Below are 13,889 nucleotides of genomic sequence, written 5' to 3'. Positions count from 1 at the left end.
CCGACGGCGGGTCGTGGCCGCCTCGGGGGCCGGTCCCGCCCGCGCCCTCCGAGCCGCCGGTCCGCACGGCGCGCGCCCTGATCGCCGTGATGGCCGTGATGGTGATCAGCGGCCTCGTCGGCCTGCTCCTGGAGCTGCTCATGGCGGGTCGGCCCCTCGAGACGTGGACCGGGCTGCTGGCCGACCCCGGCGGTCGGGCCACGTTCGGGGCCGTCGTTGCCCTTCTGGCGCTCGGAAGCCTGGCCCTCTGGGTCGCGGCGCTGGTGCTGTCGATCATCGTGATCGTGCATGCCCGTCGCGGGAGCCGGCTCTGGATCGGCGGGGTGCTCGCCATCGCCCCGGTCCTGCTCGGTCTGCTCTTCGACATCGACGTCTCCGGTGACCTGGACCGGTTCCCCGACGGCGTCGTGCTCGTCGCCCGAATCCTCGAGATCCTCGGGGACTTGGTGGTGGCGGGGCTGAGGGCGGCTTCGATCGTCCTGCTGGCGCTCGGCCTGCGCGAGGTGCGGGTGGCTCGACGGGGGAGCGGCCCCGTCGGCGGTCGCTGACCTGCGGAGCCGACGACGAGCCCGCGCCCCTGCACCCGGCGTATGACGGTTGCCACACGACAGGGCTGGGGATAGGTTGGTCGGCGGCGCGCGAGGCTCCCGACCAGGGGGAGCGGAGCCTGCGTGCCACCCGGTCCGAGCAGCGGAGACGGACGTGCGGCGTCATCGAGGACGCCCCCGGCCGCGCGACGGACCCGATGCGAAGGAGCCCCATGGACCAGCCCGGCACCGACCAGAACGGCACCGACCAGCCCCGCACCGATCAGCCCGGCATCACCCGTCGCGTCGGCCTCACCGCCGGGGCGCTCGCCGCCTGCACCGGAGCCGTCGGCCTCCCCGCCGCCGCGCACGCCATGGGCGATCCCGCGCCGCGCAAGGCGCGCCCCGAGAAGCAGGCCGCCGCCTCCGCCCCCGGCTGGCGGCCCGGCGGACCCCACCCCCACCCCTGGAACCGGCGCGGCTCCTCGACGACCCTCGCGGACGTCGAGCCCGCCGACGTCGGCCTGGACGCCGACGTGCTCGCCCAGCTGCCCGGCATCCTCCGCGCCGGCCTCGACAACGACCCGCCCCGCTTCTCCGGCGCCACGCTCCTGGTCGCCTCGCAGCGCGGCATCGCCTACGAGCACGCCGACGGGTATGCGCTGCGCTGGCAGGACGCGAGCACCGAGCTGCCCGAGGCGGAGCGGATCCCCGCCCGGACGGACACGATCTACGACCTCGCCTCGATCTCGAAGATCTTCACCGCCACCGCCGTCATGCAGCACGTCGAGGCGGGGCTGCTCTCGCTCGAGGACCGCGTCGCCGACCACCTCCCGCGCTTCGCCGAGAACGGGAAGGGCGAGGTCACGGTCCAGCACCTGCTCACCCATGTCGGCGGACTGCCCGCCTTCATCAACCTCTACTCCGCCCACCCCGACATCCCCTCGCGGATCGACGCGGTGCTCACCGTCGCGCCGAGCACCCCGCCCGGCACGAAGTACGTCTACTCCGACCTGGGCCTGATCACGCTCGGGCTCATCGTCGAGAAGCTCTCCGGGACGAGCCTCGACGCGTACGTGCGCGAGCACATCACCGGCCCGCTCGGGATGGACGAGACGATGTACAACCCGCCCGCGGAGCTGAAGGACCGCATCGCCGCGACCGAGTACGTGGAGTACTACGGCAGGCTCGTCCACGGGCACGTCCACGACGAGAACGCCTACTCCCTCGGCGGCGTCGCCGGGCATGCCGGGGTGTTCTCCACCGCCCGCGACCTCGTCGTGTTCGCGCAGATGTTCCTGCACGGCGGGATCTACGGCGGGGCCCGCATCCTCCAGCCCGACACCGTCGAGTCGATGTTCACCGACCGCATCGCCGAGATCACCGGTGTCGGCGGCGCGCGGCGCGGCCTCGGCCCCGAGCTCGAGGCCTGGTTCTACCACGCAGGCCTGACCAGCCCGTACAGCGGCGTGCACACCGGTTTCACCGGCACCTCGCTGGTCATCGACCCGCTCACCGAGACGGTCGTGGTGCTGCTGACGAACTCGGTGCACCCCACCCGCGAGTGGTCCACCACCTCGGTCACCCGTCGCGAGGTCTCCACCTGCGTGGCCCATGCGCTCGGGGTCGTCCCCGAGAGCGTGCGGTCAGGCTGGCGCGCCGGGGACCGTGACGCCGCCACGGCGACCCTGGAGATCTCCGCGGACCTGCCCGGCCGCGAGCCGGTGCTCGAGGCGGAGCTGTTCGCGCACCTCGAGACCGCCTACGACCTGCTGGTCCTCGAGGTCTCGGCCGACGGGGGAGAGAGCTGGACGCCCCTGCCGGGACGCCTCACCGCCCGCCACCAGGAGCCGGTCGAGATCCCCGACGGGACGATCACCGGCTGGGGCCGGCGCGTGGCATGGACGGGGACGTTCCCGCTGGTGGACACGTCGGGTCCGCTCTCGGGCGAGGTGCAGGTGCGGCTCGCCCTGACCACCGACGGCTCCACCCGCGGCCTCGGCGCCTGGGTGGGGCGGCTGCGGGTCCTGGACCGGCGTCAGGTGCTCGTGGACACCGATCGGCCCGGGGACCGGGACGCCGTCGTCGCCGACGGGTGGTCGCTGCCCGGGTGAGCCCGGCGGCGCCGGGCCGACGGCCTCGGGGCGAGGCCGTCGGGTCCGCGCCCGAGGTCGTCACGCACTGAGTCGTCACGCTCTGAGTCGTCGCGCTCTGAGCCGTCGCGCCCGGAGCCCTCGGGTCCGGCATCCCGGCCGGCCGTCGGCCGCTCAGGCGCCGAGCGCGGCCTCGATGTCGTCCGCGATCTCCTCGGGGGTGGTCTGCGGCGACCAGCGACGCAGCACCTGCCCGTCCCGGTCCAGCAGGAACTTGCCGAAGTTCCACTCGATGTCCCCGGCGGGGATCTTCAGCCCGCCCTCGACCTCGTGCTCGCCCTCGCCGTTGACCTCGATCTTCGAGAACATCGGGAAGGTGACGCCGTAGTTGACCTGGCAGAACTCGGAGATCTCGTCGTCGGTGCCGGGCTCCTGGTTGTTGAACTGGTCGCAGGGGAAGCCCAGCACGGTGAGTCCGCGGTCGGCGAAGCGCTCGTGGAGGGCCTGCAGCCCCTCGTACTGCGGGGTGAGCCCGCACTTGCTGGCGGTGTTGACCACGAGCACGACCGAGCCGAGATGCTCGCCGAGGTCCTGCTCGGTGCCAGAGAGGGCGGTGGCGGTGAAGTCTGCGAGAGTCGTCATGCCCTCCATTGTGGGACCCGGGGCTGGGCGGTGGGCGAGGCCGGCGTCGCCTGGGCGCTGGACCGTTGCTCCACTCCTCACCCCGCTCTCGTCTGCGCCCCTACCGCCGACCGTTCCTCCACACCGCCTCTCCGTCCCCATCTCCGACCCCTGCCTGGCCCTCCGGCACCGGCGCCGGAAGCATGGAGGCATGACGAGCGCACCGTGGTTCCCGGGCTCCTCGGGGGAGGACACCCCCGGGGAGACCCTCGCCGCGCTGCGCCGCACTGACCCCGTCGGCCTCGCCCAGCACCTCGGTGACCTGGCGTTCCTCCTCCAGGGGCTCGCCAGCGACCCCGCAGAGCTGTTCACGACCGAGGGCCGGGCGCGCCGAGAGTTCTCCGACCTGCTCGGCGCGATCCAGGCCTCCCGCGGGGCGTTCGACTCTCTCGAGGCCCGCGCCGTGATCGCCCTGCAGGAGACCACGCGCCGCGAGCGCTGGGAGCAGGCACGCGACGATGCCGCCCACGAGGACGCCGCCACCCCCTCGCGCAGCCGCATCGAGCAGGAGGCCGACGGCTCCACCGTCACCGACCTCTCCCTGATCACCCGCCGCTCCCCGCACATGGCCGGCCGCACCCTCGCCTCCGCCCGACGTCTCGTCGAGACCCTCCCGCGGATCATGTCGGCGCTGGCCGCGGGACAGATCGGCGGGGATGCCGCCTACGCCGTCGCCGACGCGTCCGCCGTGCTGGACCCGGACCTCGCCCGCGAGGTCGACCGGATCCTCGGCGAGCGGCTCCCCGAGCTCGACGGCGCGGGCACCCGCAGGTGGCGGGACGTGGTCGCGACCGTCGCCGGGGAGCTCGACCCGGAGGGGGCGGCGCTGCGCCACCGCCGGGCGCGCAGGGACCGCCACGTCACGATGACCCCCGGTCAGCACGGGATGGCGACCCTCACGGCGCGACTCTCCGCTCTCGACGCACAGCAGATCCACCGCCGCCTCAGCCGCGAGGCGGAGCGACGCCGCGCCGCCGGGGACCGCAGCGGCCACTCCGCCGTGATGGCGGACGCGCTGATCGACGCGGTGCTGCGCCCCGGGGAGGGGGCGCCGCCGGTCACTCTCGAGGTCGGCGTGATCATCACCGACCGTGCGCTGTTCTCTCCGGACGCGGGCGACGTCGCCCATCTCGAGGGCTACGGCGCCGTGCCGGCCGTGGCGGTGCGCGAGCAGCTCCTGGCCTGCACGACCCCGCCCGCTGAGGGGGAGCGCGATCCCTTCGGGCCCGACGGCGAGGCCGTGCGGGCGACGCTGCGACGTCTCTACGCCCATCCCACGGCCGACGAGCTCGTCGCGATGGACGCCGCCTCGCGACCCTTCCCTCCTGCGATGCGACGCTTCCTCAGCCGGCGCGACACCACCTGCCGCGGGCCGTTCTGCAATGCGCAGATCCGCCAGTACGACCACATCGTCCCGGTCTCCCGCGGGGGCCCCACCAGCCTCGACAACGGTCAGGGGCTCTGCGCCCACTGCAACAAGAAGGAGCAGCTCGCCGCCCGCGTCGAACGGGTCGAGAACCCTGCCCTGCCCGGGCACCGGGTGCGCTGGACCGGACACTCCGGCGCGGCGCGGGAGACCGGGCCGACGCCGCTGCGGGGGCTGGCGAGCAGGGAAAGGCCGGGCAGAGAAGAGTCGTCGGACCCCGACGGAGCGTCGGGACGAGGCGAGTCGTCGTCAGGCCGGGACGCGCCGCCAGGCACGGACGCATAGTCGAGCCGGGGAGGACTGGCAGTTCAGGTTGAGCGACGGGCCCGATGACGGACCGAACGGTGAGGAGCAGCGGCCCTGAGAAGTCATTCGACCCCGTCAGCCGAGAGAACCCTGGCGGGTCGCTCGACCCCGCAGGCCGCAGGAACCCTGGAACGTCACTCGACCCCGTCGGACGCGAGACGGAGCGCCGCCGATGCGGCGTCGCCGAAGTCCCCGGCCTCCTGCACGCAGCGGGCCAGCAGCCACCGTCGGGTCCGCCGACGATCCAGCCCCGCGAGATCAGCCATTCGATCGGCGAACGCCCCCGGAGCCGCGACCAGGCGCTCCCCGTCGCCGAGCATGTGCTGCAGCACGTCGTAGTGCGGATCGCCGATGTACGGCTTCGGATCGATCATCAGCCACCGCTCCGGCCCGTCATGGGTGAGGATGTTGCCCGGGTTCAGGTCCGTGACCAGCAGGATCTGCTCCCCGTCCCAGTCCCGGGGCAGCTCGCGGAACAGACCGAGGCCGTGCTCGACGAGCCCCGCCGGCAGCAGCGACGGGACGGCCTCGGCGTGCCGCCGGGCGGCGCTGTCGGCCCACCACGCGCACATGTCGGCGAGCGGCCGGAACGAGGACGGGGCGGGGAGGGTGGAGCCGGCGGCCGGATCGCCGTTCGCACCGAGCAGCTCCTCGACCGGGACGCGCAGCCGACGCAGCACCGCCGCGGCCATCTCGTCCCGCTCGGGCCAGGTCAGGCAGCGCGAGAGCGGCACCCCGGGCCGCACGTGCTCCATCAGCAGAGCCGCCGTGTCACCTCGCCGCTCGCAGCGCAGCATCTGCGCCGCCCCGAGCCCTGCCACGCCCGCATCCCTGCCGCCTCGTCGCGGGACTCCTCATGCGCCCACGCCACCTTCAGCACCCGCTCGCCCGCGTCGGCGGTGCGCACGGGTGCGACCCAGGCGCTCGAACCGCCCGGTCGGAGCGGCGGCAGCGCCGTCAGCTCCCACCGCTCCAGCACCTCGCCGACAAGCGCAGGAAGGCCGGGGAGCCACGCGCACAGCGCCGGGTCCTGCGCCGCCCGCAACCCCTCCGGGAGCGGATGCCCCGCGACCAGAGCAGCCGGTGAGCTCACGTGGCGAGCACCCGCTCGGCGCACAGCACGGCGGGCCGTTCGACGGCCGCGGGAGTCAGCGCGAGGCCACGAGCGGGGGAAGCGGTCACGGGATCTCCTCGATGAGCGTCGTCGACGCCCCGCAGACCACGGGAGAGGCCGGCCCGACCGGCGGGACCGCGGTGCGTGCCGACAGGACAGCAGTGCGCGCCGACAGGACCGCAGCGCGCCGACGCGCTGCGGCACGGTCCGGCGGCACGTGCGCGGAGCCGTCCATCACCGGCGATGCAAGGGCCTGCGCCGGCGGCCGGGAGCACCGCGCGCCAGTGGATACGATGCGCTGGTGAAACCGTTCGTGCAGATCGCCACCCGTCCCGAGGACGACGTCGCCGCCACCGAGCGTGCCGCCGTGCTCGACTTCACCGGCCTCCAGGAGCAGGACCTGCTCTGGGCGCGCCTGGACCGCGACCCCTTCCCGGACCTCGCGATGGACGACATCTCCGGCATCATCCTGTGCGGCAGCCCCTTCACCGTGTCCGACCCCGTCGGCTCCAAGAGCGAGGCGCAGCTGCGGGCCGAGGCGGAGATCGACCGCGTCCTCGACGAGGTCATCGCCCACGACGTCCCCTTCCTCGGCGCCTGCTACGGCATCGGCACCCTCGGCACCCATCAGGGTGCCCTCATCGATCGCACCCACGGTGAGCCGCTCGGCGCCGTCGAGGTCACCCTCACCGAGGCCGGTCGCGAGGACCCGCTGGTCCGCGCCGCGCAGCTGGAGGACACCTTCCTCGGGCTCGTCGGCCACAAGGAGGCAGTGCACACGCTGCCCCCGCACGCGACCGCGCTCGCGAGCGGACGCACCGCACCGGTGCAGATGTTCCGCGTCGGGACCAGGCAGTACGCCACCCAGTTCCACCCCGAGCTGGACGTCCCCTCGATCATCGAGCGGGCCCGCGCCTATCGCGACCACGGCTACTTCTCGCCCGACGAGATGGAGGAGATCTTCACCGAGCTGCGGCACGTCGAGGCCGACCAGCCGCCGCGGCTCCTGCGCGCCTTCGCGGAGCTGTTCGCGCGCTGACCCGACTCGCGCGCTGAGCCGGCTCCCGTGCCGACCCGACTCGCACACTGACCCGACTCGCACACTGACCCGGCGCACCCGCTGACCCCGCCGGGAGCCGGGAAGCGTTGTCCTTCCTCCGCTCCCGCCCGGCACGTCTCCCGCGACGACCTGGCCTGCTCCGGTAGCGTCCGGTGCGTGCCACGATTCACGCCTGAGCAGGTCCGCCGACGCCAGATCGTCGCGGGCTCCCTCGCGCTGCTGCTCGTGCTGGTCATCGGCGGATGCTCCGTCTCGGTGATCCGCGGCCTCGGCGGGGGCGGGCAGGAGGCGGCCAAGAGCGATCCGGCGCCCTTCACCGCCGACGACGCGGCGATGGAGGTCGCGGCGACCTCGGCTGACGCGGCCGCGCTCGAGAACCTGCCCGCGGAGACGACGCTCGCGCCCGACGAGGTGATGGGTATCGACGTCTCCGCCCACCAGGAGGAGATCGACTGGGCGGCGGTCGCCAACGACGGGTACGGCTTCGCGTACATCAAGGCGACCGAGGGCGCGGGCTTCGTCGACTCCCGCTTCCAGGAGAACTGGGACGGCGCGCAGGCGGCCGGGGTGGTCCCCGGCGCCTACCACTACTTCACGCTCTGCTCCTCCGGCGCGGACCAGGCCGAGGACTTCCTCGCCGCGGCCCCGCCCGACGACTCGGCGCTGCCGCCCGCTCTCGACCTCGAGTTCGACGGCGCCTGCGAGGAGCGGCCCGGCGCGGTCGACGCGCAGGCCGAGGTCGACGCGTTCACGGCGATCGTCGAGAAGGCCTGGGGCCGTCGTCTGCTGATCTACTCCTCCTCGGAGTGGCGCGACCACTACGGCCTGCCGGTCACGGACTCACGCCCCGACTGGCTGTTCTCCGCAGGCAGCCGCCCCATGCAGGGTGACTGGGCTGTGTGGCAGCTGCGCTTCGACGGGACGGTCTCCGGCATCTCCGGCGGCGTGGACATCGACGTCGCCCGCATCGAGGTGCTGCGCGAGCACGCCGGGATCCCCGACGGCGAGGGCGCGATCGGCCACGAGGTCGACGAGGGCTGACTGCCGAGCTCTCAGCCCTGCAGGTCGATGCGGCCTCCGGCGAGCTCGCGGCCGTGGGCGGCGACGACGTCGTCCAGGACGAGGTTCCAGTGGTCCAGCAGGCCCTGTCGCTCGGCGGCGCCGAGCAGGCGCTCCTGATGGATCTCGAGGATCGTGGCTCGGCCGAGGGACTCCGGGGCCTCCTGGAGCGTCACCTGGAACACGGTCTCGTGGTCCAGGGTGTCGGGGGTCCAGCGCAGGCGGACGCGTCGGCCGACATGGCAGCCGATGACCCGGCCGTGGACCCGGCCCCCGCGGCGCACCGGGGCGCCGACCATCTGGGGGACGGACTCGACGCCCAGCCACTGGGGGAGCCACTCGGCGAGCAGTCGCTGCCAGATCTCGGAGGGCGGGGCGGGAAGGGTGCGTCGGACGTCGAGCTCCCACCCGGCGTCGTGGGTGAGGCCGACGGGGGAGTGCCAGGTCTCGGTCTGCATGCTTCCACGGTAGGACCGGCCCCGGGGAGAACCCAGGGCGGGAGCTGGACTGTCCTCAGGTGTTCGCCCTGGCGTCGCCGGGGGGACACCGAACGGGGTGCGGGGAGTGACCGGGGACATCTCCTGCCGTGCTCGCGTGCGCCCGAGCGGTCGGTCGGGCGCGCGGTGCTCAGGCCGCCTCGACGGCCTTCCGCACGGACCCCGAGCTCGCGAGTTCGCCGCTGAACTGCTCGCCGTCGATGAGCACGGCCGGCGTGCCCGGCACGGCCTGCTGGGCCTCCGGCTCGACGACCCGCTCCAGCCAGGGCAGGTAGGTGCCCTCGGCCTGGCAGTCGGAGATGTCGACCGACGTGGCCTCCTCGAGGATGCCGATGAGCTCCTCATCGGGGAGCCCCGCGGAGCCGGGCTGCTGCGCGAAGAGGGCGGCCGACTCCGGGTACCGGTTCGCGGGGTCCTCCGCGGCGGCGCAGAGCGCGGCATCGGCGGCGCGGCCCGAGTAGCCGGCGGGGGAGGAGGTCGCGTCGAGCATCGGGCGGGGGTGCATCCGCAGCGTGATCTCCCCGGCCTCGGCCATCTCCTGCAGGTCCGGTCCCTGGGTCGCCTCGAAGGTCTGGCAGTGCGGACACAGGAAGTCGAGGTAGACGTCGACCACGGTCCTGCTGATGCGGGAGCTGCGCGAGCACCTCCTCGCCCCCGCGGACCACGCGGCGTGGCCGGCGACCCTCGCCCCGATCCGCCAGGTGCTCCGCGACGGCCTCGAGCTCGGCCCGATCACTGTGCTGACCGGTGACAACGGCACCGGGAAGTCCACCCTCGTGGAGGCGCTCGCCGGCGCGTTCGGGCTGAATCCGGAGGGCGGCGGGACCGGGGCGATGCATGCGACCCGTCGGACCGAGTCCCCGCTGGCCGAGCATCTCCAGCTCGTGCGGGGCGCCGGCGCCCCGCGCTCTGGCTTCTTCCTGCGCGCCGAGACGATGCACTCCCTGTTCACGTACTACGAGGAGATCGGCGTCGGCGGGATGATGCACGAGCGCAGCCACGGCGAGTCCTTCCTCGCGCTCGTCACGGAGCGTTCGAGGATCCGCGGGCTGTGACTGCTGGACGAGCCCGAGTCGGCGCTGTCCTTCAGCGGCTGCCTCGCCCTGCTCGAACTGCTGCAGGGCATCGCCGACGCCGGCTCGCAGATCGTGCTGTCCACCCACTCACCGGTCCTCAGGGCTGCAGGCGGTGCCGCGTCCAGTCGCCGGCGGTCGCGCCGTCGGCCGACCGCTCGTAGACGATCCTGTCGTGGACCCGGTGCGCCCGGCCCTGCCAGAACTCGATCCGCTCCGGACGGATCCGCAGACCGCCCCAGAACTCCGGACGCGGCACCTCGGAGCCCTCGAAACGTGCCTCGACCTCGTCGTACTGCGCCTCGAGCGATTCCCGCGAGTCGATCCGGCGGGACTGGTGCGAGGCCCAGGCGCCGAGCTGAGAGCCGCGCGGGCGAGAGGCCCAGTAGGCGTCGGACTCCGCGGCGGACAGCTTCTCGACCGCGCCCTCGATCCGCACCTGCCGCTGCAGCGGGTACCACGGCAGCAGCAGTGACGCGCGCGGCGTGGCGCGCAGCTCGCGGGCCTTGTCCGAGTCGAGGTTCGTGTAGATGCTCGCCCCGTGCTCGTCCAGGCCCTTCAACAGCACGGTGCGGGAGCGCGGCCGGGGCGCGCCGTCGGCGTCGAGCGCGACGGTGGAGAGCACCACTGCGGTCGGGTCCGAGATGTCGCCGTGCGAGTCGCGGCGGGCGAAGGCGTCCTGCAGCCAGGCGTCGCACAGGGCGAGCGGGTCCGCGGGGGCGGCGTCCGCGAGGGAGCCGGCGAGGTAGTCGAGGCGTTCGCCGGCGAGGCGGTCCGAGGCGCTGGTCATGGCTGCGATCCTAGGACGTTGCTGGGCGTGGTGCGCGGGCGCTGCCCGACGCCGCCCGCCATGCACTGTCCACATCCGGGACCGGCCCGATGCGGCGGGCGACGAGTCCGGATAGGCTCCGAGGAGGCCGTCCGGCGACGGACTGCCCTGATGGACGTGCCGGGGTGGACGGGACGTGCGGGGCATCCGGGCTGCGAGGTGTGCTCGGGGACGGGGGACGACCGGGTGGGGAGCCGAGAGCGCAGGACGCTGCACGCCGGGAGCGCCGCGAGTGCCGGGAGCACCGCGGAGGCTGGGAGCCGACGTCGGGCAGCTGAGGATCTGGGCGGACTCCGTCCAGGAGCGGGCCGGGCTGCTGGAGGAGCGCTTCGAGGCGCTCCGCGGGACAGCGCAGGGGACCACTTGGCACGGCCCCGACGCTGACGGGTTCAGGGAGCGATGGGAGACCTGGCTCGGGACCGTGGGCTCCACCGTCGCCGCGCTCCGGGCCGACGGTGAGGAGGCCCGCACCCATGCCGAGGAGCAGGACGCGGCCTCGTCGGCCGATGGCGCAGCCGACGGAGCGTCCGGAGGCGGTGCGGCGGACGAGAGGGGACCGGAGGACGGCCCGCAGGTCCAGTCGTTCATCGGCGGCTGGTCCGACGGCGGTGCTTGGTTCTGGCAGGAGGACCGGGACCTCGAGGACGACATCCCGCTCGACGACCCCGCCGAGTACGGCCTTGACTCGATGAATCAGGCAGGCGTGGGCAACTGCATGGTCGTCGCGACGTCGGGCGCCCTCTCGGAGCAGGATCCGGAGTTCATCCAGGAGCACATCCGCAGGATCGACGACGAGACCTACGAGGTGACGCTCTACGACGAGAACGGCGACCCCGTCGTCTACACGGTCGAGGACCGGCTGACCAACAAGGATCCGCTGCGGTCCCGCGCCGCCCGGAGGGCGGGATGCTGGTCCCGGACCGGCCGGGCTCGGCATCACGCTGTCCGAGTGTTGCCGCGCCCTCACCGCGGACTCTGTCGTGCTCTGGGTCTGAACGCGGGGCCTGCCGCTCGGGCGCCGAGCACGGATCGGCGCGCTGACCGGCAGGCCCGTGCCGTGATCGAGCGCCGGGCCCGGGCTCTGCAGCCTGGACTCAGCGCACCAAGCGGACGTCCGGCAGGGCCGGCCACCGCGGATCCACGTGCCGGGCCCCGTCGGGCGCGAAGCCGAGCTTTGCGTAGAAGCGTTGTGCGCGGGCGTTGTCCTCGGCGACCCACAGGCTCGCCGGCTCCTCGCCGATCAGCGCTGTGACCAGAGCGCGCGCCATGCCCGTACCGTGCCACTCCGGCAGCACGTAAAGCACCGACAGCTCCCGGTCCCGCACCGGCTGCGGATCGCGGGGCGGCCAGGAGGCGGCGAGGCCGACGGGGATGCCGTCGCCGTCGCGGCCCACCCGGAAGATGCCCTTGTCGGCCTCCGGCGTGCCCGGGGTCAGCCAGCGGGTCCAGTGCTCGAGGCGCCGCGCGAACGCGGGCTCGCCGAACCACTCCTCGCCGTGCAGCGCGTGCCCGTAGGCGACCTCCCAGCCGCGCACGTGGACCCGGGCGAGGCCTGGGACGTCGGCCAGGGTCGGGACGTCGATGGTGAAGCCGGAGGCCGGGTCCGGCGCGGGATCGGGAGCGGCCGACGCGGCGGGTCGGAGCGAGCACATGGGGGCGAGGCTACATTCCGCCCGCGCGCCGTGGCCCGGGACGCCTGCGGGCACGGGGACGACAGGGCGCCCCGCGCTGTGTCATCCTGATGGGCACCATAAGCAATGCTTCGGCCTGTCATGGCGTCGGAGCGGACGACGAAAGGTGCACCATGTCGCTCTTCCTCCTCGAGATCGAGCCCGCCGTCACCACTCGCGAGGGCAGTCAGGCCGTGCTCGACGCCCTGCGCGCCGCAGCGGGCGACACGGCCCCGGCGGAGCTGATCGAGTCCCAGGTCGCCGCGGACCACTCCCGCCTGTTCACGATCCTCGAGGCGGATGGCGCCGAAGGCGCCGGGACGGTCGTCGCCGAGCTGCGCGAGGTCGCCGGAGCCGTCCACGGTCCCGACGAGGTGCGCCTGGTCGGCGCCGAGCTCGACGAGATCAAGGCCCTGCGCCGCGGCGCCGGCTACCTGGTGGAGTGGGACATCCCCGCCGAGATCACGATGGACCAGTACCTCGCCCGCAAGAAGGCCAACGCCCCGAAGTACGCCGAGGTCCCCGAGACCAGCTTCCTGCGCACCTACGTGCGCGAGGACACCGCCAAGTGCCTCTGCTTCTACGACGCACCCGACGAGGCCGCCGTGGTGCGCGCCCGCGAGGCGGTCTCCACCCCCATCGACCGCATCTGGGCGCTCGGCGCGATCGAGCTCGACACCACCGGCGCCTGATGACCGCCACCTCCGAGCGTGCCCCCGAGCCTGCGGCCGGCACGGATCCCGCGACCCGTGACGGGCTCGGCCTCGCCGTGCTGCCCGCGGCGACGGAGCCCGTGCTCGCGCGCGTCGCCGAGCGGGCCGGGGAGGTCGACCGGGCCGAGGCGGACCTCTGGGACGAGCTCTCCGCGCTCGGGGAGCTCGACCTCCTGGCCGCACCGCTGCCCCTGGCCGCGGAGCTCACCCATGCCCTCGCCCGCCGCTGCACCGCGAGCGCCTTCGCGCTGTGGGGCCACCGCTCCGCGATCGCGTACCACGAGACGACCGGCACCCCGCTGCCGGACGGCGCCGCCTCCGGCGTCGTGGCCCTCGCCTCCGGCATGGCCCCCGCCTTCAAGGAGGAGGCCGGCCTCGGCGAGATCCCCCTGCTCGCGACCGACTCCCCGGAAGGCGCGATCGCCGTCTCCGGCGTGCTGCCGTGGTGCTCGAACCTCCGACCGGGAGGCTGGGTCGTCACGCCCGTGCGCTGGGAGGACGGCCGACGTGCCGTCGTGCGCCACCGGCGCGACGCCGACGGGGTGCGGGTCAAGGAGCTCACCGGCCTCACGGCCCTGGACGCCACCGCCTCCGGCGTGCTGCTGCTGGACCAGGTGCGCATCCCCGCGCAGGACGTCCTCACCCACGACCTGCCCGCCTTCCGCGACGACGTCCGCGCCACGTTCCTGCAGATCCAGACTGCCATGTGCCTCGGCCTCGCCGGGGCGGCGCTGGATGCGGCCGAGGCGGGGGCCGACGACGTGGCCCGCGAGGTCCTCGCCGAGGAGCTCTCCGCGGCGGCGGAGGACTGGCGGCACCTGCGCGAGGCGCTCGCCGCGGG

General features: G+C 73.9%; 14 protein-coding genes. 8 read left to right on the top strand and 6 right to left on the bottom strand.

Annotated features, from left to right (window positions below; all coding sequences use genetic code 11):
- The coding region (locus tag HMPREF3159_RS17320) for a hypothetical protein (protein WP_210388817.1) at positions 1-548 on the top strand (548 nt) is incomplete at its 5' end.
- 212 nt (positions 549-760) lie between these two features.
- Positions 761-2,641, top strand: coding sequence for a serine hydrolase domain-containing protein (locus tag HMPREF3159_RS02630; protein WP_070499546.1), 1,881 nt, complete (start codon positions 761-763; stop codon positions 2,639-2,641).
- Between the two features lie 153 nt (positions 2,642-2,794).
- On the opposite strand, the gene HMPREF3159_RS02625 is transcribed toward HMPREF3159_RS02630, so the two are convergent.
- Entirely contained in the window at positions 2,795-3,262 is a 468-nt protein-coding gene (locus tag HMPREF3159_RS02625) for a glutathione peroxidase (RefSeq protein ID WP_070499545.1), read from the bottom strand.
- Between the two features lie 190 nt (positions 3,263-3,452).
- Here HMPREF3159_RS02625 and HMPREF3159_RS02620 point away from each other — a divergent pair, with 190 nt between their 5' ends.
- Positions 3,453-5,012: an HNH endonuclease gene (locus HMPREF3159_RS02620; protein WP_070499544.1), complete on the top strand. Its 1,560-nt coding sequence runs from the start codon at positions 3,453-3,455 to the stop codon at positions 5,010-5,012.
- 155 nt (positions 5,013-5,167) lie between these two features.
- On the opposite strand, the gene HMPREF3159_RS02615 is transcribed toward HMPREF3159_RS02620, so the two are convergent.
- Positions 5,168-5,854, bottom strand: a complete 687-nt coding sequence (locus tag HMPREF3159_RS02615) for an aminoglycoside phosphotransferase family protein (protein WP_246821437.1) — start codon at positions 5,852-5,854, stop codon at positions 5,168-5,170.
- Positions 5,855-6,448: 594 nt separating this feature from the next.
- Here HMPREF3159_RS02615 and HMPREF3159_RS02610 point away from each other — a divergent pair.
- Together HMPREF3159_RS02610 and HMPREF3159_RS02605 are read left to right on the top strand one after the other, a co-directional pair.
- Entirely contained in the window at positions 6,449-7,186 is a 738-nt protein-coding gene (locus HMPREF3159_RS02610) for a glutamine amidotransferase (RefSeq protein ID WP_070499543.1), read from the top strand.
- Positions 7,187-7,363: 177 nt separating this feature from the next.
- On the top strand, positions 7,364-8,248 hold the full coding sequence (locus HMPREF3159_RS02605; RefSeq protein WP_070499542.1) for a GH25 family lysozyme: 885 nt from the start codon (positions 7,364-7,366) through the stop codon (positions 8,246-8,248).
- Positions 8,249-8,259: 11 nt separating this feature from the next.
- Here HMPREF3159_RS02605 and HMPREF3159_RS02600 read toward each other — a convergent pair whose 3' ends face one another.
- Together HMPREF3159_RS02600 and HMPREF3159_RS02595 are read right to left on the bottom strand one after the other, a co-directional pair.
- Positions 8,260-8,724, bottom strand: a complete 465-nt coding sequence (locus HMPREF3159_RS02600; protein ID WP_070499541.1) for an SRPBCC family protein — start codon at positions 8,722-8,724, stop codon at positions 8,260-8,262.
- Positions 8,725-8,893: 169 nt separating this feature from the next.
- A complete protein-coding gene (locus HMPREF3159_RS02595; RefSeq protein WP_246821435.1) occupies positions 8,894-9,376 on the bottom strand; it encodes a DsbA family protein in 483 nt (160 codons plus the stop codon).
- A gap of 10 nt (positions 9,377-9,386) precedes the next feature.
- Here HMPREF3159_RS02595 and HMPREF3159_RS02590 point away from each other — a divergent pair, with 10 nt between their 5' ends.
- The gene (locus HMPREF3159_RS02590; protein WP_070499540.1) at positions 9,387-9,818 is read left to right on the top strand and encodes an AAA family ATPase; all 432 of its coding nucleotides are present in this window, start codon (positions 9,387-9,389) and stop codon (positions 9,816-9,818) included.
- 118 nt (positions 9,819-9,936) lie between these two features.
- Here HMPREF3159_RS02590 and pdxH read toward each other — a convergent pair whose 3' ends face one another.
- Positions 9,937-10,626 carry a pyridoxamine 5'-phosphate oxidase gene (gene pdxH / locus HMPREF3159_RS02585; protein WP_070499539.1) on the bottom strand — a complete coding sequence of 230 codons (690 nt, stop codon included), beginning with the start codon at positions 10,624-10,626 and terminating at the stop codon, positions 9,937-9,939.
- Between the two features lie 1,133 nt (positions 10,627-11,759).
- Positions 11,760-12,317, bottom strand: a complete 558-nt coding sequence (locus tag HMPREF3159_RS02580) for a GNAT family N-acetyltransferase (protein WP_083305755.1) — start codon at positions 12,315-12,317, stop codon at positions 11,760-11,762.
- A 152-nt stretch (positions 12,318-12,469) separates the two neighbouring features.
- Between HMPREF3159_RS02580 and HMPREF3159_RS02575 the strand changes: the two genes are divergently transcribed.
- Both HMPREF3159_RS02575 and HMPREF3159_RS02570 read left to right on the top strand, forming a co-directional pair.
- Complete coding sequence (locus tag HMPREF3159_RS02575) at positions 12,470-13,027, top strand: DUF4242 domain-containing protein (protein ID WP_070499538.1); 558 nt, start codon at positions 12,470-12,472, stop codon at positions 13,025-13,027.
- Positions 13,027-13,889, top strand: an 863-nt coding sequence (locus HMPREF3159_RS02570; protein WP_070499537.1) for an acyl-CoA/acyl-ACP dehydrogenase, incomplete at its 3' end; no start/stop codon positions are given. The genes HMPREF3159_RS02575 and HMPREF3159_RS02570, both read left to right, overlap by 1 nt.

The sequence above is a fragment of the Brachybacterium sp. HMSC06H03 genome (assembly GCF_001807385.1).
Taxonomy (GTDB): domain Bacteria; phylum Actinomycetota; class Actinomycetes; order Actinomycetales; family Dermabacteraceae; genus Brachybacterium; species Brachybacterium conglomeratum.
Note: the sequence above shows the minus strand (reverse complement) of the source record. Positions and strands in the feature narration are given on the sequence as shown.